We start from the raw sequence: 20,330 nt of genomic DNA, 5'->3' as shown, positions 1-20,330 counted from the left end.
GCGTCGGTCTTGTCGACTGCATGCCACCGCTTCATGGGAGGCGCAACAACTTGCTGTCGTTGCGGATCCATAGACTCTGCGCGACATGGTCGTACCCGCTGCCGAGTCCCAGCATGAGCTGGAGGAAACCGGCGGGAGGGTCGCTCGGCATTCTTTGCAGTTCGATGACCTGATAGGCGGTCACGCTTTCGCTGTTCAGAGACTTCAGCCGCTTCATGGCCCGCTGACGGTCGGCCGCAGCTTCATCGCCCTCCGGGTAGAGCGGTGACAATTGCCAAGGTTCGATGTGGGGTCGGAAGATGTCGTGTACAGCGGGTAGGACATCGAGCGCAACGTTGTCGAGATCCTTGCCTTGCAGCGGGGGTACCACGATCAGCGTGACCTTAAGTGGCACGAGCAGCGTCTTCCACGCCGGCCACCGGCGGTGAAAGCAGTCCAAGCTCGACCGAATCGCCGTTCGGAAAGAGTCCCGCTCAGCTTGTGTTGCCGGTAGAGGCGGTAGCCGGATATTGAAGGGAAACGACAGGACGTGCTCCCAGTGCTCGGCGGCGTACCGGTCCCGCATCTCATCGAGCTTGCGGCGCCGATGGCCAGCGGCGGACTGCGCCAAACGGGTGTTGGCGATCCTGCGCCACCCGAGCTCAAGCGCGAGGTCGAGCTGAAGGTCCATCGAGGTCAGGGCCACCTTCTGCGCCCTCTCGGCATTGTGGAAGGAACCCCAACGGACGAGGAAGTCGTTGATTCGGTTCTGAACGGGATCGACTCCCGGGGATGGCACGTCGACGTCCCACGCCTCGGCTCCACCGATGTCGGGATAGTCGTTCTCGTCCAGTTCAGCAAGATCCGGCAGCTCGGGGTCGTTACGGGAGCGCAGTTCACCCATAACACGGATGTCCTCGAGGACGTCGCGCAAGGGCTGGGCGAAGATCCACGTCGCGGGTACGGCTGCGCTTCGTGAGCCGTCTTGCCCTGGCCAGTTCTGGTGCAGGGTGACGTGCAGAAGTTTCACCTGCCGGTCGTCGCGGTAGAGGCTGGGCCGCAGGTCGACTGACGAGTCGCTGACGTGTGTTTCTCCGAGGACGTCGAGGACCCACTTCGCCATTCGGTGGATGGCTGCAGGAGTCTTTCGTGTCGACCAGAAATGCAAGTCAAGCGCCACGTGGCCCGTCATGGGGCGTCGCTTTGTGCGCCGCAGTTGCTCGGCGACTTGGCTGCGGAACGCCTTCTCGGCGTGAGTTCCGCGCCGGCCCTTCCCCTCCGGCTCCCCCATGACGCTGATCCGTCGTGCGCGCTGGCGACGGCGAGGCGACTGGTACTGCCAGGCGTCGGGCGATGTCCAGAAGCTGCTCTCCGCCCCGTTTCCAGCCACAGAGCGACGGTACCGGGTGAGCGCAGCGCGGTCTATCGCCGGAACGAGGACGCCAGGGTTGTAGCGCGGTGTCATGAAGGCGGGGCGGTCACCAGGAGCACGTCCTCCGAGCGCAGACCCGGCTGCGTGAGCACCTCAGGGGTGTTCCCTTCGCCGGTCAGGAACTCGCTCGCGGCCTGCCCCTGAGCGAGCGCCGATGCAAGGGACTGGCCGCTCGCGATAGCGGCGTAGAACTTGATCACGAATGCTTTCGCGGCGGCGTCGCTGATCTCATCGACCATCGCCACAACCACTGGGACGACGTCCAGCAACGTTTCCGCGCCCTCATACGAGTCACATGCATTGAGCACCAGCAGCGTCGGCGGGTGATCCGTGCCCTTCAACAGCCGGGCCAACAGCACGAAGTCGACATCCACGCCTGCCACATCTACCGACTCTGACCGAACCGTTTGCATCCGTAACGTGATGTGACGACTCGGCCACCGTTCAGCCACACGAGTGACATCGTTCGCGCGCCGGATGAGCCGTCCAGCTTTGCCCCTGCGGCATCGCCACAGTCACGCCGCAGTCCTTCACGGTGGCTCCCGATGGTGTTCCTCGCGGGCGTCACGGTATGGCCGGTGACTGGTGCCGCCGGAGCAGATCCTCGACGTCCTGGCGGCTGATGCCGTGTTGCTGAGCGCCGACCTGGCAACAGGCCAGTGCTCCTGCGGCGGTCGCGAACCGCAGCGCCGCCGGCAGGTCGTCCCCACGGGCCAGCGCGGCGCCCAATGCCCCGACGAAGGTATCTCCCGCGCCCGTGCTGTCCACTACGGTTACCGGGAGCGGCTCTGCCTCCAGGTAGCGGCCGTCGCTGTGGGCGACACAGCCGTCGCCGCCGAGCGTGACGATCACATGTGGGACGCCATATCCGGCCGTCGCGTCGAGGGCGGCACGGGCGGACGCGCGGTTGGTCACCGGTACGCCGGTGAGCGCGGTGACCTCCTCGCGATTGAGCACCAGGTACGTGCAGCAGGCGAGCAGCCCGTCGGGCAGGGGCTGGTACGGCGCGGCGTTGAGGATCAGCGGCACCCGGTGCGCCCCGCACAGTTCGGCGAAGCGCGCCACCGTGGGCAGCGGTGTCTCCAACTGTGCGACGCCGATCCCCGCCTGCGCGATCACGCCCTCGTGGGCGTCCAGGTCGGTCGGGGTGAGCTGGGCGTTGGCGCCGGGCGAGACCACGATGACGTTCTCGCCGTGGGCGTCGACGGCCACGAACGCCACTCCCGACGGTTCGCCGGGCAGGGCGCGCAGGTGGTCGACGCGTACCGCCGCGTTGTGCAGTCCGGCGCGCATCCGGTCACCGAAGTCGTCGTCGCCGGTGCGCCCGATGAACACCACGTCCCCGCCGAGCTGGGCGGCGGCGACCGCCTGGTTGGCCCCCTTTCCGCCGGGCAGGTATCGGGCGGTGCTGGCCAGCACCGTTTCGCCGGGCCGCGGAATGTGCGGTGTGGTGACGACGATGTCCATGTTGATGCTGCCCAGGACCACCACGGTGGCCGGGTCGGGGCTCACGCGGCAGCCGCCCGTCGCGCGCTGGCCGGGTCGATGCGGCGGCCCGCCGGGTCGAAGACGTGCACGTCGGCCTGGTCGACAGTGAGCCGGACCGGCTGGTCGACCGTGAATCCGGGGCTGCCGGGCAGATCGACCTTCATCCGGGTGTCGCCGCACCGGACGGTGACCAGGGTGCGGTCGCCTAGCGGCTCCACCATGTACACGGTCGCGTCGAGACGCAGGTCGCCCGAGGCGGCGGCCACGGCGGCCGGTTCGAGGCGTACCCGGTGCGGCCGGAACCCGACGGTCACGTTGGCGCCGGTGGGCACCGCGTCGAGCAGCGTCGGTGGAGGGCCGAACCGTCCCCCGCCGTCGAGGGTCAACGTGTCTCCGCCGTCCGAACGCTCGGCGGAGACCAGGTTCATCGGCGGCTCGCCGATGAAGCCGGCGACGAAGGTGGTGGCCGGGGTGTCGTAGACCACGGTCGGGGTGTCGAGCTGTTCGATCCGTCCGTCGTCCATCACCAGGATGCGGTCGGCCATGGTCAGCGCGTCCAACTGGTCGTGCGTGACGACGATCATCGTCGACCCGACCTCGAGGTGGATGCGCTTGATCTCGGCGCGCAGGTCGTTGCGCAGGTCGGCGTCCACGTGCGACATGGGCTCGTCGAGCAGGAACACCGAGGGGTCGCGGACCAGGGCCCGAGCCAGGCCGATGCGCTGCCGCATGCCGCCGGAGAGACCGGCCGGTCGGGCCCGCAGCACATCGGTGATCTGCAACTGCTCGGCCACGGCGGTCACCTTGCGGCGGATGCCGCCGTCGGCGAGGCCGCGCAGTCGCAGCGGATAGGCGATGTTGTCGAACACTGTCCAGTGCTCGTACAGGCCGTAGTTCTCGAAGGCCATCGCGACGTTGCGCCGGGCCGGTGGCACGGTGGTGACCGGTCGGCCGTCGAAGCTGATCGTGCCGGAGCTGACCGTCTCCAGGCCGGCGATCATGCGCAGGGTCGAAGTCTTGCCGCAGCCGGACGGCCCGAGGATGACCAGCATTTCCCCGTCGGCGATGTCGAAGCTGATGCCCTTGACCGCCTCGGTGCGGCCGTACTTCTTGGTGACGTCGCGTAGGTTCACCCCGGCCATGTCACACCACCTCCCGGTGCCGGAGTGCCCGTCCCGTAGCGGTCTCGAAGACGTGCAGACGGGCCGCTGGCAGGCGGACCCAGGCCGGGCTTCCGGGTCGTGCGGCGATCCCGGCCGGCGCGGTCGCCCGGACCGTGGCGCCGGCGACGTCAACGTAGACGACGTCCTGGTAGCCGAGGGTCTGCGACAGCAGCACCCGGCCGGCGACCGCGCCGAGGACCGGCTGGGTCGACAGTTCGACGTCGCCGGGCCGGATGCCGACGGTGACCGGGCCGGGAGGGCCCTGACCGGCGTCGAACCGCTGGCCGAGCACGGTGACGCCGGTGGCGTCACGGCGTCCCTGGAGCAGGTTGATGCGCGGATCGCCGAGGGTGCGGGCCACCGTCACGTTGGCGGGTCGTTCGTAGACGTCCGCCGCCGAGCCGACCTGCCAGGCCCGCCCGGCGTCGAGCACCACCACGAGGTCCGCCAACGCCAGGGCGTCGCTCTGGTCCGGCGTTGCGTACAGCGTGGTGACGCCGAGTTCGCGCTGGATCCGCTTGAGTTCCGTACGCATCTCGTGCCGCAGCTTGGCGTCCAGGTGCGTGATCGGTTCGTCGAGCAGCAGCAGTCGCGGACGCCTGACGAGTGCCCGGCCGAGCGAGACCCGCTGCCGCTGGCCCCCGCTGAGTTGCGAGGGCAGCCGGTCCAGCAGGTGTGGGATGCGGAGCGTCTCGGCGACTTCTGCCACCCGGGCGGCGATCTGCGACCGGGACAGCTGTCCCCGGCGGACCGGAGCGCGCAGCGGGAACTCCAGATTGCGCCGGACGCTGAGGTGCGGATAGAGGGCGTAGTTCTCGAACACCATCGCGATGTCCCGCCGCTCCGGCACGACGGCGGCCAGCGATCCCCCGTTCAGGGTGATCTCGCCCGTGTCGGGCGACACCAGTCCGGCGATCATGTTGAGCAGGGTGGTCTTGCCGGCCCCGGACGGGCCGACCACGACTCCGAACTCGCCGCCGCCGAGGGTGAAGCTCAGGTCGGCGATCGCGGGGCGCGGGCCGCCGAAGGTCTTGCTCACCCCCGTCACCGTGAGTGTTTCCATCAGCGCATCCCTCCGATGAGGACCTGACGTGCCATGAAGCGGTCCAGCACCACGGTCACGATGGCCGGGGGAACCAGGGCGACGAGCCCGACTGCGGAGATCAGCCACCACAACGGCTGCGACTGCGCGTTGAGGGAGGTGATGTACAGCGGAAGCGTCTGGGCGTCGTTGAACGTCAGCATGAGTGAGAACAGGAAGTCGTTCCAGGCGAAGAAGAACGACAGTAGGAACGCGGCGGCCAGACCTGGCGCCGCCAGCGGGAAGACGACCCGCAACAGCCGCTGCCACTGCGGGTAGCCGTCGAGCGCGGCGGCGTGCTCCACCTCCACCGGGATCGCCTCGAAGAACGTGCGCAGCAGGTAGACCGTCAGCGGCAGGTTCATCGCCGTGTAGGCGAGGATCATGCCGAACGCGGTGTCCAGCAGCCGCAGGTTGACGAAGACGACGTACAGCGCGAGGACGGAGACGATCGGCGGCATGATGCGCTGCGACACGATCAGGAACGACAGGTCGTCGTTGCGGTACGGCCCGTACTTATAGCGGTAGCGGGCCAGTCCGTACGCGGCGAAGCCACCGAGGATGACCGCCAGCAGCGAACTCACCCCCGAGAAGACGACGCTGTTGGCGAACTTGCCGAGGAAGTCGCCGCCACCGTCGCCGAACAGCGTCCGCCAGGCCTGCAACGTCGGCTCGAAATCCACGAACGGGATGAACCTTGGCCCGTCGTAGATGTCGACCTGCTGCTTGAACGCGGTGATGAGCGTCCAGTAGACGGGGAAGAGCGCAAACAGCACCCAGACGAACAGGACCGCGCGGCGGCCCCAACCAGCAGTGCGCATGTCACCTCACCTCCGTGGTGACCGGGGAGTCGACGGTGTCGGTCAGGTCGGCGACGTCGTCACGCTCCACCTGCAGGGCGGCGTCGTCGGTGCGACTGCGCCGCCGCCCGGCCCAGATCAGCAGGCGCAGCAGCACCAGCGTGGCGATCAGGACGACGATCAGCAGCATGGTCGTCATGGCCGCGGCGGTGCCGAGGTCGCCGCTGCGCAGCCCGGTGAAGTACGCGCTCAGCGTGACCGTCGACGTCTTGACGCCCGGTCCCCCACCGGTCATCAGGTAGACGACGTCGAACAGCTTGAACGCCTCGATGCTGCGCAACAGGATCGCCGTCATCGACGCCGGCAGCAGCATCGGCAGGAGGTGGTCGAACAGCAGTCGCCGGCCAGACGCGCCGTCGACCATGGCTGCCTCCAGCGGCGCGGTCGGCAGCGACCGCAGGGCGGCGAAGAGGATGAGGAACATGAACGGGGTCCACTGCCACACGTCGGCGATGACGATGGCGGTCATCGCCGGCAGTTGCTCGCTGAACCACGGCACCTGTGGCAGCCCGACCAGGTCGAACAGCCAGCTGATCGGCCCGTAGCTGGGGTCGAACATGGTCTTCCAGACGAATCCGACCACGACCGGGGTGAACATCATCGGCACCAGCAGCAGCAGGCGCAGCGCGCTCTGTCCCCGGGTGCTCCGGTAGACCAGCAGCGCCAGGGTGAGGCCGAGCACGTACTGCAGCAGCACCGTGACCACGGCGAAGATGACCGTGTTCAGGAAGCTCTGCCGGAAGGTGTCGCTGGCGAGAATGGTGGCGTAGTTGCCGAAGCCGATGAAGCGGTGCTCACCGGTGATCGACCAGTTGCTCAGGCTGACATAGATGGTGAAGCCGAGCGGGAAGAGTGCGAACGCGGCGAAGAAGGCCAGTGGCGGGGACAGCAGCAGGTGCTTGTGCCACTGACCCCCGGCGGCCCGCGATTGCGGAGCCGCCATCACTGCCCCGTTTGCAGCGTGCGGTAGAGCTCCTGCTGGGAGTCCTTGCCAATCTGGTCGGTGATCGCCTTCCACTCCTCGGCGCACCGTTGCAGCGCCTGCTCGGGCGTGCTCTGCCCGGACAGCGCCAGTTGCGCCGCGGTGTCCAACGCCTCGAAGTACCGCCCGGCCTCGGGGATGCGCAGGTCGAACTGCACGTTCGGGTGGTTGAAGGAGTCGAGCTGCACCTTGAGGTAGTCGGCGGCGTCGACGAACCGGTCGTCGGCGGTGCTCCAGGCGTCCGGCTGGAAGTGATCGGTGCGGTACGGGCCACGGGCGGTGCCCGGCGTGGTGACCCCGGCCAATGCGTTCTCGGTGGTGTCGAGCCAACTCGCCACACTCCACGCTGCGGCGGGGTTCTTCGTGGTGCTGGTGACCGAGGCGTGCCACCCGCTCCAGCCCATGTACGGCGCCCGGGACACCTCCGCCCGGTCCTCCCAGCGCTTGTCCGCCGGGTTCCAGAGCCGCTTCGAGCCGGGGATCGGGGCGTAGCCGATCTTGTCCTGGATGATCGACTGGCTCTGGTCCTGGGCGAGCACGCCGATGTCCGGCCAGTCGATCGCCAACGCGTAGTTCCCGGCGACGAAGTTGCCGCGCTGGTCGCCGCCACCGTAGGTCACCATCTGCGACGGGCCGGAGGCCTTGAGCGCGGTCCAGTCCTTCAGGGCCTGCACCCAGCCCTCGTTGCCGATCTCAGGCTCCATCGTCGCCGGGTCGAAGAACAACCGGCCCGGGTGGTCGGGATGGGCCGCGTAGGCGGCGGCGTGGGCGGTGAAGACGTACGCGCCGACGTCCTTGGGTTTGAGCGCTTCGAGCACGCCGTAGCAGGGCCGCCCGTTGCCGGCCCAGTCCCAGCCGGTGAAGAATTCGGCGCATTCGAGGTACTCGGCCCAGGTCTCCGGGACGGTGAGGTCACGGCCCTTCTCGGCCCGGAACCGCTGCCGCGCCGTCGGGTTCTCGAAGGCGTCCTTGCGGTAATACATCATGAACACGTCGCCGTCGAGCGGCACGGTGTACCGCTCGTCGCCGAAGTAGGTCAGTTGCTGCACCTTCGGCAGCACGTCGTTCCAGTTCTGGGTGTACCGGGAATGCAGGTCCTCCAGGGACCGGATGAACTTCGCCTTGGCGAATCCGGAGACCCATCCGCCCGCGTAGATCACCACGTCGTACGCGTCGGTGCGGGAGGAGAACGCCTGGAACAGCTTCGAGTAGAGGTCGCCGAAGGGGATCTCTACGATCTCGATCCGCCCTCCGGTCTGGGCCTCCCACTGGTCCTTGAAGATCCGTACCCCGGTCGACATGAAGCTGCCCACCGCTACCCGGACGGTCACGCCCTTGAACGCGTCCGGGCCGGTCGGTACCTCGATCGGACCGCTCTCGGCGGGGCCGTCGTCGCCGCAGGCGGTGAGGAGGCCGGGTACTGCCAGGCCGCCGCCGAGCAGGGCGGCGGTGCTGAGGAAACGGCGACGGGACAGGCCCGCCCCACTGCTGATGTGTCGCGACATCGCGATTCCTTAGAATGAAAGTGCACTTCTCGCTCGCCAGAGCAGGGTGTGGTGCTCGGCCGGAACGCTCGCGGGGAAAGCCGCCAAGCAAGCCCGTTCGCGTTCCGGCCGGGCCGTCTAACCGCACGGGGAGTGACTAATCCCGTACGCGTGGTGCTGAGTCATGATCAGAAGCCGCCGTTGATGATCCGATCCGCGAACAGTTCGGTGAACCGGTCGGCGTCCACGTCGACCGCGACGTTCATGTTGGGTGCCTTCTTCTTGGGGATGGTCCGCAGGATGTCGTTGCGGATCAGCATGTCGCGCAGGATGACCGTCGGCGCGTACTCCGCGGCGACGTGAAGCTTGGCGACCGTGACCAGGCTCGGGTCGTACGCCACCGCGATGGTCAGCGGGTCGTGCAGCCAGATGCCGGTGTGCTCGGTGGGGATGCCGACGCTGAGGTAGATCAACCGCTCCTGCTCGGGCCACGGTTCGAGGATGCGGTGGACCATCTGGCCCGACTTGCTCGTCGCCGTCCGCATCGAGTCGATCTGGGCCTGGGTCATCGGCACCCGGAGGGTGACGTCGATCGGTACCAGCGTGATGTTCGCGCCGGAGTCGAAGACGATCTTCGCCGCGACCGGGTCGTTGTTGAGGTTGTACTCCTCGACCGGCGACCGCGTCACGCCCTTCTCGTCGACGATCGGGACGATGACGCCACCCATGATGATCAGGTGCTTGAGGTTCTTGACGAACTCCGGGTCCTGCCGGATCGCCGCCGCGACGTTGCTGACCGCGCCGAGCGTGCAGATGGTGATCTCACCCGGGTTCTCCCGGACCAGACGCACCATGAACTCGACCGCGCCCTCCTTCTCCGGCTCCTTGATCGGCCGACCGTCGTCGAAGACGCCCTCGCCCTCGAAGCCGAACATCAGCGCCTCGGCCTCGCCGAGCGGGTCGCCGACACCGGCGTACACCGGCACCTCGGGCGCGCCGACGAACTCCAGGATCTTGCAAGCGATCTCGGCGCGTAGCCGGGTGTCGCCGTAGACGGTGGTCACCCCCTCCAGCTTCACCTCCGGCGAGTTCACCGCGAGCAGCACGGCGAACGCGTCGTCGTAGTAGGTGCCGATGTCGGTGTCGATGATCATCCGTTCCATGTACTGCTCCTCCTTGTTGCGGCCGTCCGCCGGCCTAGCGGCCGGTAGGACGGGCGGTCGACTGCCGGATCTCGAGCGAGACCGGCAGCGTCACGGTGCGGCGCCGCGACGGCGCGCGCTCCGGGTCGATGAACTGCAGGCCGGCGCGGGCCATCGCCACGACGTCCTGGCGTACGGTGGTCAACTGCGGCGACGTGTAGCGGGTCAGGGAGACGTCGTCGAAGCCGACGAGTGAGAAGTCGTCGGGGGCGTTGCGCCCACGCTGGTGGGCCTCGAAGAGGGCACCAATGGCGATCAGGTCGTTGGCGGCGAAGATCGCCGTGTAGTCGACCTGCCGGTCCACCAGGTGCCGGTAGGCGTTCGCCCCGCCGACCTCGGAGAACGAGCTCTCCACGACCAGTTGCTCGTCCTCGGCCAGGCCCGCCTCGCGGATCGCGTCGAGGTAGCCACGGCGCCGTTCCCGGCTGACCGCTACGTCGGCCGGGCCGGCGAGATGCGCGATCCGCCGGTGCCCGAGATCGATGAGGTGACGGGTGGCGAGCCGAGCGCCGGCCCGGTTGTCGGACTGCACGAGGTAGCCGGTGCCGCCGGGCAGGGCCCGGTCCAGCGCGATGAACACGAGGCCGGCCCGCGCGTACTCCTCGATCTCGGCCCGGGGCAGGCCGAGGCCGACGACGAAGACGTGCCGGACCTGCTTGGACAGCAGGCCGTCGAGGTAGCGACGCTCGGTGTCGGCGTCACCGGCGGTGTCACCGAGCAGGATCATGTATCCGTAGCGCTGCGCCTCGACCTGTAGGGCCCGCACCAGGCTGGGGAAAAACGGGTTGCTGATGTCCGGCAGCAGCACCGCGACAGTGTCGCTGACCTGGGTGGCCAGGGAGCGTGCCACGGTGTTGAGCCGGTAGCCCAGATCCTGGGCGACCTTCAGCACCGCCTCACGGGTCGTCGCGGACACCGTGTCCCGACCGGCCAGCACACGGCTGACCGTGGACGTCGAGACCCCGGCATGGCGGGCGACGTCGTAGATGGTCAGCCGGGACGGCTCCACCGAAGCGGGTTTGGACACGTGCTGACCTGCCCTTCTTCGTGCAACCGGTTGCTGCAACCGGTTGCCCTCATGTTTCCGCCGTGTTTCCCGTCACGTCAAGAGGGCAATCGGACCTTTTCGAGATCTGCCCGTGCGATCGAGGCGATGCTTGCCCCATCTCAGGCAGCGGTCGGCGCCCGTTGGTGGAGCAGCGACGACCATCGGACCCATCGTGTCGCCGTCGCGGCGAACGCCAGTGGTGATGGTCGCCCCGGCCGCCGCCCAGTTCACGACTCGCTCGGCCGCCTCGTCGTCGACCATTGAACCGATGTCGGTGGCCGGATCGAGTGAGCTGCCGAAGGTCAGCTTCTCCACCTCGCAAGTGAAGTTGTCGAGAAACTCGACGTGATGCTGCGGTGGACGCAGACATGTGCACCGAAACGCAACTCTGACCCGCGTGGCTGTATCCGGCACGGCGCAGATCCGGGGCCCCAGCGGTCACGTCGGCGTCCTCGCACACCATGGTCGCCGCACTCCAGAACCAGGCCGCTCGCGCCTGCAGCCTGGGCGACCACCGCGCCCGTGGCCGTACTGCCGGTGAAGCTGACCGACCTGCGGCAGCTAATAATGATCATTCGGCTCACCCATGCTCGTCGGGCAATAATGGGAGCCCGCAGCCCGATCTTGCGCATCCGCCCCGGGATGATCTTCCCGGGTGCGTGGAGTCAGGTTGGTTGACTCGTCAGGACCGAGCACGAGTTTGAAGAGCCTGGATATGGCGGCGACACCCAATCCCCGGCACTCGTTGGTGGTGGACCGAGGCGACCAGCACCAACAGTGGATCTACCGTCGCCGACCATCCGGCAAACCGACGCCCGCCATGCCTGGGATGGCGCGCTGGAGGCGATCGGCGCGAACGGTGTTCCGCCTGGTAGTTCTGGCCACTCGGAGCTACCGGATGGTGGCGAACGAGTCGAGCGTCACGGCGCGGCGGGAAAGTCGAGCCCCCGGCGCGCGACGGAGCGACGGGTCACTCGACGTCCGCCGGCCCGCCGGTACAGCTGAACTCAACTTGTCCGGATGCCTGGGCTGACGCCATAGTCGGCGGGTGGGGGTGTGGGGGACACGGCGCAGCTTTGCAACCCTCACTGACGTGGCTCGGCACGCCGGTGTTTCGGTAACGACCGCTTCGAAGGCCGTTAATGGGCAGCGTAAGGTGTCAGCGGAGACACGTGCTCGGGTGCTGGCGGCTGCACGCGAGTTGTCCTTCACCCCCAACCCGATGGCGGGCGGGCTGATCAGCGGGCGCAGCGGTACGGTGGGCCTGATCGGGTACGACAGCTACTCCATCCAGCGGTTCATCCTGCTCGGCGCGGAGTCTGCGCTCAGCGACGTCGACCTGTGGGTGATCACCACGGACACCCAGGGTGACACAGGGCGTCTCCAGTCACTGATCGGGATGATGAGGCACCGCAAGGTAGACGGTGTGCTGATGGTGGGCAACAACAACGACCCCACGCCAGCCGTAGGGGAGCGGCTGAGCGTGCGCCGGCGACAACTTCCCGCCTGTAGAGAAAGCCGACATGGACGAGATCACCGTGGTGACCACGGTGACGCAGAGCGAGCCCCGTGCCACTGGCCTGCAGGTGACGATCTACAACAAGTCGGCGTTCCCGGCGCGCGCTCTGCTTAGTTCCTCGTACCGGTACTACTTCCGTCGGGAAGGCACCGCAGCTGTCCAGGTGACCCCGGGATACACCCAGGGCTACCCGGCGCCGACCGCCGCCAAGCACCATTCCGGCGACGTCTGGTACGTCGAGGTCAACTGCGCCGGTTACACCATCGCTCCGGCCGGACAATCCGCGCACCGGATGGATGTCGAGTTCAAGATCGGAGTGGCCGCGGGCGGGACCTGGGACCCGACCAACGACCCCTCGTACCTACCGGGCACGTCGGTCAACCCGAAGGTTCCGCTGTACGAGGCCGGCACCCGAATCTGGGGTCAAGAGCCCGACACTGGCCCGAGTCCCTCGACCAGCCCGGGCCCGACAGTCAGCCCCACACCCTCGACGAGCAGTTCTCCGTCGCCAAGCACGCCATCCAACGGCCAACGGCGGAATCGGCTGCCGGGTGTCGTACGACGTCAATGATTGGGGCAGCGGGTTCACCGGAACGTCACCATCACCAACACCGGCCGTACGGCCTGGGCAGCATGGACCCTGGCGTTCACCTTCCCCGCCAACCAGCAGATCACACAGGGCTGGTCCGGGCATTGGAGCCAGACGGGCTCTCAGGTGACAGTGACCAACGCGTCCTGCAACGGCAACGTGCCACCCGGCGGCACCGCGAGCCTGGGCTTCAACGCCACGTACAGCGGCAGCAACCCGAGGCCGACAGCGTTCGCCGTCAACGGCGTGGCCTGCACATAAGGGCTGACCGCGGACCGGGCCGCCGAATGGTGTGCTGCCATTCGGCGGCCCGGACCGCTGCCGGCCCGGTCGAAATCTACTCGGCTACAGGCGGCAGTCGTGTGCAACGGCGAGAGCAGGGGGTCGGTGGAGGCTAGGTGTTCGGCGACCTCCACCGACGGGTGCTCGAGGAAGACAGCGACAAGGTGCTCCGGGCCGTGTTTGTGCCGCGTTCACAGGTGGCGGCGGCGCCACTCGGACTGTTCGTGCTCGGTGGCGACCTGCTCCTGTAGGGCCGTTTCGCGTACCTGCCTTCGAAACGGGTCGGTGCTGCGTAGTCCGGTCACGATCAGTAGCAGACAGACCGATGCCAGCAGCGCTAACCCGATGATTGCGGGCAGTGTGCTGGTGGTGGGTATCAGGATTCCCAGCGCGGTGGCGCCGACGACCGAGGCGGGCGGACTCGCCGAAAGCTGCGCCATTGCAGGGCGACCAGACCGGTGATGTAGATGAGTACGCCACCGAAAAGGGCGGCATCGTCGATTCCCGACGGGCGGATGAACCAGCCGGCATCGGACTCGCCGATCCTCGTCAGATACCGCTTGAGTCCGAGAGCGAAGAAGATCGCTCCGGCGATCAGTACGAAGTGCAGAACGACATACGCGTCTCTGGCGAGCGCCGCCCGCTCGTCAGGATCGCGGGTGCGGTGCATGTGCTGCTCCAGCCCGAGAGCGAGGGAGTCGAAGTACATCCACCACAACGCCGCGATGATGGCGGCACCGCAAACCGCTGCGGTGATCAGCGGCCAGGCCAGTGGCAGGTCCGCGGCCAGCCCCGCTCCCACGCCCAGCGCGATGATCGACTCGCCGAGCGCTATGAGCAGGATCAGGGCATATCTCTCAGCCCAGTGACCGGCGGACACGACCGTCACACCGGAACCCCGAATGCCGGCACCAGCGGCGAACTCCACCCCCACAGCGCACGTCCACAGCCCGAGCTTCAACCACGCGGACCACGGCACCACCGTCGGATCGGGTAGCAGCGCGGCCACCAGGATCAGTGCCATACTGACGACCATCGGCAGAATCAACCGCCCCAGCCCTATGCCCCGGTTCGGGCTTTTCATCGCCAGCACGAGCACCTGCAGCCCTCGGATGATCAGGTAGCAAGCCGCGAACACCAGCGGCCCCGGCGCTCCGCCCGGCTGGTCAATGAGTGCCTCGGGCAGGGACAGCGTGAGCACCAGTAGGGCTACCACCGTCACCGACCCGACCAGCGGCACTATGCCCTGATCGGCCCGCAGGAAATTGCCGAGTGCAGCGAAACCGACCCAACACCACCACAACAACGCCAGCACCACTAGGCCGCTGAGGAGAGCCACCACACCAAGGTGCTCAGCCACGACGGTCGTCACGTTGAGAAACGCGAACACGAACACAAGGTCGTAGAACAACTCGAGACGCGTGACACGTGAACCCGGTGCCGCAGGCAGGAACCGGCCCGCACGACGGAAGGACGCCACTCCGACGAGTCTGACAGCCAGCCGCGGACACAGAACCTATATCGAACGAGTTCGTCCGCTACCGATGCTCGACGATCTTCGCGTTGGAGTCTTTGGCGAAGCGTGCCAGCGGGTTATGCAGATTAGATGTCGGCTATTCCGTTCAGACCGCGGCCTTGCTTGATCGGAATCCAGGACTGGTAGATGAATTCCTCATTTGTTTGCCATCGTCGGGTAGGTGATTCCGGCGTGAGCCGACTTTGAGCTGCTTGAAGATCATTCGGAGGCGGTGATCCACGGCCGGCTGGGCCGACGACAAGGTCGCTGAAAGCCTCGTCTACCGCGGCCACCAGATTGGGCATCTACCGTGACCACACCTACCGGCGCGCGATGGCGATACTCGCCGAGTGGGGCTACCCCGAACCGGGAGACCTCGGTCCCCGCGAGGCGCCGTCGATCATCGGCCACGCCGTCGACCTGCTCGCCTCACGCGGCACCACCCTCGACGAGCTCGCCCTCCGCGCGGCCATACCCGTGGATCTCCTCCAGATCATCCTCGCGGCCGGGACTCTGCACCTGCTTGATCGGCAGCAGGCCGACTTCATGCGGAGCTAAGAAGGCAGGCAACCATCAACCCCGCGGTTACTCGCTCACAGCGGGTACCAGAGAGGGCTTGCCGCCGGTCTTGAGGAAGGTGGCTGCTATCTGTATGGCGGTTTCGGGGCGGATCCGCAGGTGCCCGAGAGCCTCCGCAGAATCGCGGCGAACACTCCTACCGCCCCGGCAAGCGTCCGGCCCATCGCCGTACCCGCCCATCCGACTGCGGAGCGGGGTCAGCCCAAAGGCCGCGTCAAGTGAGTGCCCACCACTCCGTGACGGGGTGGTGGGCACTTCGGATCCGTCTACTCGATGTCGTAGTCGTCGTAGTCGTACGGATCTTCCGCCTCGTTGCGGCCAGCCGCTTCCTGCGCCCGGTCGTCGAAGCTGCTAGTCGCGGTCGGCGAACTGGGGTCGCGGTCGGCCGCCGCGCTGATGCGGTCGGCGGATTCGTGGTCCATTGGTGTGGATCGGGCCCATGACGGTTCCTTCGTCGGCTCGCGCCCTCGGTTATGCCTGGGGCGACTCGCACCTCGGCCGCCCACGCGACCTCGGTGTTCGATCCCTGGGCTACGTCGGCGCCTGGCCCGCGCTGCACGTACTGCCCACTGAACGCCGCGTGTGAGATGTCCGGCGGGATCTACCGGAAGTGCTCGCCCCACAGTTCCGGCTGAGGAATGCCGGTCCCTCTACTGAGGTCCAGACTACGTTGGCTGCCTGGAGAGCGCCGGCTGCCGCGCCGCGTGGAAATCGCTCGCCGCCATGAAGGCGGCGTGTCGGAAGACTTCCACTGCTTGGTGCATCGCACGAGCCAGGCTAACCAATGCCGGGGGCAATGCGGGTCGCACAAGCTCAGCCACTACAGTCACACCTCGAAGAGTGACCCACGGCAATACGCCCGTGGGTCCTCCTCGCGTGCCCGGCCGAGCTGTCATTGGCCGGGCACTCAGACGGGCCTCCGGGTCACAACCGGAACCGTCACTACGTCGATCCGACTACGTGCATAGCAGGAAGGAGTCAACGCAAGGATGACTATACGACGGGAAAATAGACCGCAACAACCTGGGTCGACTACTTCGGAACGAGTGATCCCCCTGCGAACCGTGGGAGTGCTCGCCCTGGCCAGCGGCATCGGCTACGCCGGACGTCACTTCCCCGACGCCGCCACGTCCGTCGTGCTTACCCTCGTCGCGTTCAACGCGCTCGACGAACTGACCCGGTCGGTGCGCTGGATCCGGTGAAGCCATTGGGCGGATCGCGACGGAGCGCGGTCCGCCCACGTCAAGCAGGCATGGACGGCTACGCCAGCAAATCGGCGGTCTTTGAAAAACCGGCTGCCGCGAGGTCCGCATCCAGCCAGGCGGGTTCGTCGCCGTACGCGGCTACCCACCAGTCGACGTGTTCAGACGCCGCATCGCCGAGGGGCACGATGAAAGTCTCGCGCACAAGGTACGGATTGGCGAGTCGCCGGAGGAAGACTCCGGACTCGGACCGCACGGTGATTGCTTGGGTGCCTGCGTCGTTGCCATCGAAGTTCACCCCAACACCGCTGGACAACACGACGCCACGTGCATTCGCGGGCCAGACAACGCTGGCACGAATCACCGCTGCAATCGCATCGAGGCGTTCTGTTGGTGCCATCTTGGTCCACTCTGTGAACTGAAAAAGCCCGTCCAGGCAGTCCACCCGCACCCAGGCGGGCAGCGGGCCAGTGATTTGCTCAGCCTTCTTGGCGAGAGTCCGACCCAGCCGACGCCACCCGTCACGGTATTGGACCGCGCCTGTGAAGCTCGGACCAGGCGGCGGCGGGTCCGGGTAGACCGTGACCACACCAATGTCCCACTGGATCACCTGCACCTGGCGAGACTCTGCCGCGATAGAGGCGATGAGATCGATGGCCAACAGCCACTCCTGCGTGTCGGCTTCAGTCGAATGATCATCTAATACGACGACGCATGTCACATTGCGCTTGCCCTCGATGCCCCTGATCGCGGCTAGGAAGTGATCCTCGTAGTTCTCCCACGCCATGTCGATGTCTGCCCGGGGCACCGTGACGGTCTCCACCATCCAGGGACTTCCGCCCTCAGGGTCGATGAGGAGATCCCCGCTCTTGACTGAGCCAGGAATCGGCGGCTCGAAGCTGAATGACGCTCCCGTGCTCGATGCCGCGCGGGAGATCTCCAGTTGTAGCCAGGTGTGCCGCCAAGTCGAGGTGTCCATCCCCCTCTTCATGTTGGTCCGGACGCTCGCAAACGTTGACTCGTTGGCGGCGGCGTCCAGCCACATCGCCCACGACAGCACTTGAGGTAGGGCGTAGCGGTAGGTGCCGACGAGAAGCAGCGCACGCGGAAACCACCCCTGCCTTTCGTACTGGCGGGTCGGCCACTTCTCCCCGAGATGCACGCGAAAACGACCAACGGCCCACCGTGCCGCAGCGGCTCCATTCTCGGAGAGGCCGCCCCGACCGATCATCTCGTCGATCAACTTCCAGGTCGGTCCGTCGTCGCTCATCTCGCCAGGATGGTCTTGGAATTTCGTTCGTACAAGCGCCTTCCGCAGCGATGAACGCCGCGAAGGCAACTTCTCCACTCAGCACCTGCCGAGCAGGGTGATCGCTGGTGCAGCTCAGGTCCAAACCACAAGGCCTTGGCTCCTGATCTACGGGGCTAAGCCCTGGACAGCTGCCACCGCGTGACGCTCTGTCCGGGCTGCCGCTGTCGCCCATCTCACCCGTTCGGCTTGAGTTTGCCCGCCACGTGCCACGGTCTGGGGCTCTGTCCGCCGGTCAAATGACGGTCAAATGATCAAGGGCGGGTTCTCGGCCATCCGAGAACCCGCCCTTGACCTGCTGCCTTGTGGTGGAGCTGAGGGGATTTGAACCCCTTACACCCACGGCAATGAACGAACATCATCAATCGGACCGATCGGCGCTCCAACCAGCGCGCACTCTGCCGACGCTTGTCAGCGTTTACCGTCGCTGGTTCCTCTCAGATGTACCGGATCTGTACCTGACGATCTTGCCGCGCCGCGCCCGTCGACGCTGCTGCCGGGGTGCCGCGCTCGAACCGAGCAGGCGACAAGCCTCCGTTGGCGCGGTACGCCAAAAAGAGCAATAAGGACATTGGTGGCGGTCCCCAAGAGGAGGTGCCAACCCCGATCGCGAGCAGCGCTCAACTACAAGCTGCTGCGGTACTGTTACTCCCCTGAGGGAGTTGTCGCCGCATTGTCGATCGGAGAGCTGCGTGCCGCGATCCAGGAACCGTCGGAGCGATGAAGCTCCGGCGAACTCGTCGGAGTCGCAGGTTGAGCGCAAGTGGATCTGGTTCCGCCCTGAGATTGGGGGACGCTCCCGCTCCCAGGAAGAGTTCGACGATCTTCCAGCGGCAGGAAGGGGTCGGCTGCTGGCCGTCGTCAAGCGGCACATCGCAGGCGAGTCCAGGCGCAAGGATATTGATCATTTGGGCAGCGGCATCTACGAGCTGCGCACTCGGGTGGGCAATGACCACTACCGCGTCCTGTTCGCCAACTGGGGCCCCCACTGGGTCGCACTGACGGCGTTCTACAAGAACCAGCAGACCACCCCGAAGCAGGATCTTGACCGGGCCAAGGATCGACGCGACCGCTGGGAAGCCAGGTTTGGCAAGACGCCCCGCTGAGTCGAGCCCAAGCTGTGATGCGCAAGATGGGCAAAGCTATAGCACGGCAGCCAAGATCCGGCTAGCATCGGGAGTAACCGATAGGGCTCCGCACTCGTTGTGGGGTTACGGTAAGTGAGGGGAGAGCAACAGTGGGCGGGGTTAAGGATTCGGACATCTTGGCCACTCCGTTCGATAGCTCCGCCTTTGAGGACGAATTCGCGCCCTACCTTGCGAAGGCGACCGAGAATCCTGAGGTTCGAGCCGCTTACGAGGACGCGCAGGAAACCCACAAGATCCTTGACAGCCTTGTTGCCCTGCGTCGCGCCCTGCGCCTGACGCAGACGGCCGTTGCCCGGCGAATGGGAATTCGGCAGCCTGCGGTGTCCGAGTTTGAGACCGAAGCAAGCGATCCTCGCTTGTCGACCATCCAGCGGTATGCTCGGGCGGTCGAGGGACGAATCAGAATTTCCCTGGAGCTTCCTGCTGAGTGCGACTGGGTTTCGCCTAGCGTGTCGGCATACAGTGCCGAAAAGCCTGCTCTTGCGGGTTCGAGCGTCCCTGTGAAGCGCGGCAACCTTGCTCGCGCCTGGGGAGCCAAGTCCGAGTGGGATCTGACCGCATGAAGGTACCTGACGACATCGATCTATACGCTGCCCAGCAGGCAGCGGCGCGGGTCGCAGCACGCGCAGAGATTCGGGATGTCCGGCTTTTTGGGTCGTCTGTCGAGTTGGATCACTTTCCAACAACAGGCAGCCGTCTCAAGTGGTCGCTGGATACGGATGTCGCGGTCGAGAGGGAAGAGGACGACAGCGCCTTCATCCTAAGGAGCAGGTACTCCTTAGTGGTTGCGGAGGCAACGGAGGTTCTTCCTGATACAGACGATGCCGGGGCTGAGACCGATGACGGCGATGACGAAGGGAGCATAGCCGACATTTCCTTTGAATTTGCGGCATTGTTCCATCTGGAGATGCGCGATGGGGACGATCCTGTCAATGATGCCGAGTTGCAAGCCTTCGCATTTACGACGGGACAGTTCGCGCTCTACCCGTTTGCGCGTGAATACGTCTACGACGTGACTGGAAGGCTCGGTCTTCCACCGCTCACGGTTGGTGTCTTGCAGCTACCGGTCCGAAGGGACTCATAACCCTTCGCCCTGCCCTCTTGGTAGATTGAGGCTGCCGAGCCTTCCAGCCATCCCGTCGGCCTTCGTCCGCACATCTGTGGAGTGGGTGGGGCCTGCCTGGTCAAGGTGGAGCACCCAGCGGCTGAACGACCTTGACCAGGCAGGCCCCACCCACTCGGCTCCGCCCGGACGGAGGTTGTCGGGATGGCCCAACCATCCCGGAGTGCCTGAGCGCCCCGCCGGAGGCATTGCTTTTGTGACCGCTTGACATGAAGCCCTGGATCTGCCATCGACCATGGCGGCCCGGGGCTTCTTCGTATGTTGCGCCGCCGGCGGGTTGGAACCGTCGCGCTGGCGGCCGGAGGCCAGAGGCGCGGCGGCGGGCCGGCAGGCCCGGCCCTGGT

At 66.4% G+C, this 20,330-nt stretch carries 22 protein-coding genes; 8 read left to right on the top strand and 14 right to left on the bottom strand.

Annotated elements, in window-relative coordinates; all coding sequences use genetic code 11:
- Nucleotides 1–31: 31 nt before the first annotated feature.
- From D2L64_RS08390 to D2L64_RS08340, 11 genes are all read right to left on the bottom strand, one after another.
- Nucleotides 32–1,270, bottom strand: coding sequence for a RusA family crossover junction endodeoxyribonuclease (locus D2L64_RS08390; RefSeq protein WP_147376217.1), 1,239 nt, complete (start codon nt 1,268–1,270; stop codon nt 32–34).
- A gap of 170 nt (nt 1,271–1,440) precedes the next feature.
- Nucleotides 1,441–1,785 (bottom strand): CHAT domain-containing protein, encoded by a 345-nt coding sequence (locus D2L64_RS08385; protein WP_147376216.1) that lies wholly within the window; start codon nt 1,783–1,785, stop codon nt 1,441–1,443.
- Nucleotides 1,786–1,975: 190 nt separating this feature from the next.
- Nucleotides 1,976–2,923 carry a ribokinase gene (locus D2L64_RS08380; protein ID WP_119574157.1) on the bottom strand — a complete coding sequence of 316 codons (948 nt, stop codon included), beginning with the start codon at nt 2,921–2,923 and terminating at the stop codon, nt 1,976–1,978.
- A complete protein-coding gene (locus D2L64_RS08375; RefSeq protein WP_119574156.1) occupies nt 2,920–4,041 on the bottom strand; it encodes an ABC transporter ATP-binding protein in 1,122 nt (373 codons plus the stop codon). The genes D2L64_RS08380 and D2L64_RS08375 overlap by 4 nt, the downstream gene beginning before the upstream one ends.
- 1 nt (nt 4,042) lies before the next feature.
- Nucleotides 4,043–5,125, bottom strand: coding sequence for an ABC transporter ATP-binding protein (locus tag D2L64_RS08370; RefSeq protein WP_119574155.1), 1,083 nt, complete (start codon nt 5,123–5,125; stop codon nt 4,043–4,045).
- A complete protein-coding gene (locus D2L64_RS08365) occupies nt 5,125–5,964 on the bottom strand; it encodes a carbohydrate ABC transporter permease (RefSeq protein WP_119574154.1) in 840 nt (279 codons plus the stop codon). Before D2L64_RS08365 ends, D2L64_RS08370 begins: the two co-directional genes overlap by 1 nt.
- Before the next feature lies 1 nt (nt 5,965).
- Nucleotides 5,966–6,946 carry a carbohydrate ABC transporter permease gene (locus tag D2L64_RS08360; RefSeq protein WP_119574153.1) on the bottom strand — a complete coding sequence of 327 codons (981 nt, stop codon included), beginning with the start codon at nt 6,944–6,946 and terminating at the stop codon, nt 5,966–5,968.
- Nucleotides 6,946–8,490 carry an ABC transporter substrate-binding protein gene (locus D2L64_RS08355; RefSeq protein ID WP_119574152.1) on the bottom strand — a complete coding sequence of 515 codons (1,545 nt, stop codon included), beginning with the start codon at nt 8,488–8,490 and terminating at the stop codon, nt 6,946–6,948. The genes D2L64_RS08360 and D2L64_RS08355 overlap by 1 nt, the downstream gene beginning before the upstream one ends.
- A gap of 167 nt (nt 8,491–8,657) precedes the next feature.
- On the bottom strand, nt 8,658–9,632 hold the full coding sequence (locus tag D2L64_RS08350; protein WP_119574151.1) for a nucleoside hydrolase: 975 nt from the start codon (nt 9,630–9,632) through the stop codon (nt 8,658–8,660).
- A 34-nt stretch (nt 9,633–9,666) separates the two neighbouring features.
- Nucleotides 9,667–10,698 (bottom strand): LacI family DNA-binding transcriptional regulator, encoded by a 1,032-nt coding sequence (locus D2L64_RS08345; protein ID WP_158603482.1) that lies wholly within the window; start codon nt 10,696–10,698, stop codon nt 9,667–9,669.
- A 72-nt stretch (nt 10,699–10,770) separates the two neighbouring features.
- Complete coding sequence (locus D2L64_RS08340; RefSeq protein ID WP_267898664.1) at nt 10,771–11,133, bottom strand: aldehyde dehydrogenase family protein; 363 nt, start codon at nt 11,131–11,133, stop codon at nt 10,771–10,773.
- Nucleotides 11,134–11,767: 634 nt separating this feature from the next.
- On the opposite strand from D2L64_RS08340, the gene D2L64_RS28470 reads away from it, so the two are divergent.
- Genes D2L64_RS28470 through D2L64_RS28365 form a run of 3 tightly spaced genes read left to right on the top strand, consistent with a single transcriptional unit; the run spans nt 11,768 to nt 13,088 of the window.
- On the top strand, nt 11,768–12,352 hold the full coding sequence (locus tag D2L64_RS28470) for a LacI family DNA-binding transcriptional regulator (RefSeq protein ID WP_119574148.1): 585 nt from the start codon (nt 11,768–11,770) through the stop codon (nt 12,350–12,352).
- A complete protein-coding gene (locus tag D2L64_RS28370) occupies nt 12,243–12,809 on the top strand; it encodes a cellulose binding domain-containing protein (RefSeq protein WP_325049901.1) in 567 nt (188 codons plus the stop codon). Before D2L64_RS28470 ends, D2L64_RS28370 begins: the two co-directional genes overlap by 110 nt.
- The gene (locus D2L64_RS28365; RefSeq protein WP_325049900.1) at nt 12,810–13,088 is read left to right on the top strand and encodes a cellulose binding domain-containing protein; all 279 of its coding nucleotides are present in this window, start codon (nt 12,810–12,812) and stop codon (nt 13,086–13,088) included.
- A gap of 397 nt (nt 13,089–13,485) precedes the next feature.
- On the opposite strand, the gene D2L64_RS08325 is transcribed toward D2L64_RS28365, so the two are convergent.
- Nucleotides 13,486–14,589: a low temperature requirement protein A gene (locus tag D2L64_RS08325; RefSeq protein ID WP_233558853.1), complete on the bottom strand. Its 1,104-nt coding sequence runs from the start codon at nt 14,587–14,589 to the stop codon at nt 13,486–13,488.
- Between the two features lie 369 nt (nt 14,590–14,958).
- Between D2L64_RS08325 and D2L64_RS08320 the strand changes: the two genes are divergently transcribed.
- Nucleotides 14,959–15,183 carry a hypothetical protein gene (locus D2L64_RS08320; RefSeq protein WP_147376215.1) on the top strand — a complete coding sequence of 75 codons (225 nt, stop codon included), beginning with the start codon at nt 14,959–14,961 and terminating at the stop codon, nt 15,181–15,183.
- 287 nt (nt 15,184–15,470) lie between these two features.
- Here D2L64_RS08320 and D2L64_RS27240 read toward each other — a convergent pair whose 3' ends face one another.
- Entirely contained in the window at nt 15,471–15,626 is a 156-nt protein-coding gene (locus D2L64_RS27240) for a hypothetical protein (protein WP_158603480.1), read from the bottom strand.
- 624 nt (nt 15,627–16,250) lie between these two features.
- On the opposite strand from D2L64_RS27240, the gene D2L64_RS27235 reads away from it, so the two are divergent.
- Entirely contained in the window at nt 16,251–16,406 is a 156-nt protein-coding gene (locus D2L64_RS27235) for a hypothetical protein (RefSeq protein ID WP_158603479.1), read from the top strand.
- A 58-nt stretch (nt 16,407–16,464) separates the two neighbouring features.
- Here D2L64_RS27235 and D2L64_RS08315 read toward each other — a convergent pair whose 3' ends face one another.
- Nucleotides 16,465–17,676, bottom strand: coding sequence for a hypothetical protein (locus tag D2L64_RS08315; protein WP_119574146.1), 1,212 nt, complete (start codon nt 17,674–17,676; stop codon nt 16,465–16,467).
- Nucleotides 17,677–18,407: 731 nt separating this feature from the next.
- Here D2L64_RS08315 and D2L64_RS08310 point away from each other — a divergent pair.
- The 3 genes from D2L64_RS08310 (at nt 18,408) to D2L64_RS08300 (ending at nt 19,947) form a co-directional block, all read left to right on the top strand.
- Nucleotides 18,408–18,821 (top strand): type II toxin-antitoxin system RelE/ParE family toxin, encoded by a 414-nt coding sequence (locus D2L64_RS08310; RefSeq protein ID WP_158603478.1) that lies wholly within the window; start codon nt 18,408–18,410, stop codon nt 18,819–18,821.
- 158 nt (nt 18,822–18,979) lie between these two features.
- Nucleotides 18,980–19,426, top strand: a complete 447-nt coding sequence (locus D2L64_RS08305; protein ID WP_158603477.1) for a helix-turn-helix domain-containing protein — start codon at nt 18,980–18,982, stop codon at nt 19,424–19,426.
- Nucleotides 19,423–19,947, top strand: a complete 525-nt coding sequence (locus D2L64_RS08300; RefSeq protein WP_119574143.1) for a SecB chaperone — start codon at nt 19,423–19,425, stop codon at nt 19,945–19,947. Before D2L64_RS08305 ends, D2L64_RS08300 begins: the two co-directional genes overlap by 4 nt.
- Nucleotides 19,948–20,330 lie beyond the last annotated feature (383 nt).

The sequence above is a fragment of the Micromonospora radicis genome, from assembly GCF_003583405.1.
Lineage (GTDB): Bacteria > Actinomycetota > Actinomycetes > Mycobacteriales > Micromonosporaceae > Micromonospora > Micromonospora radicis.
Note: the sequence above shows the minus strand (reverse complement) of the source record. Positions and strands in the feature narration are given on the sequence as shown.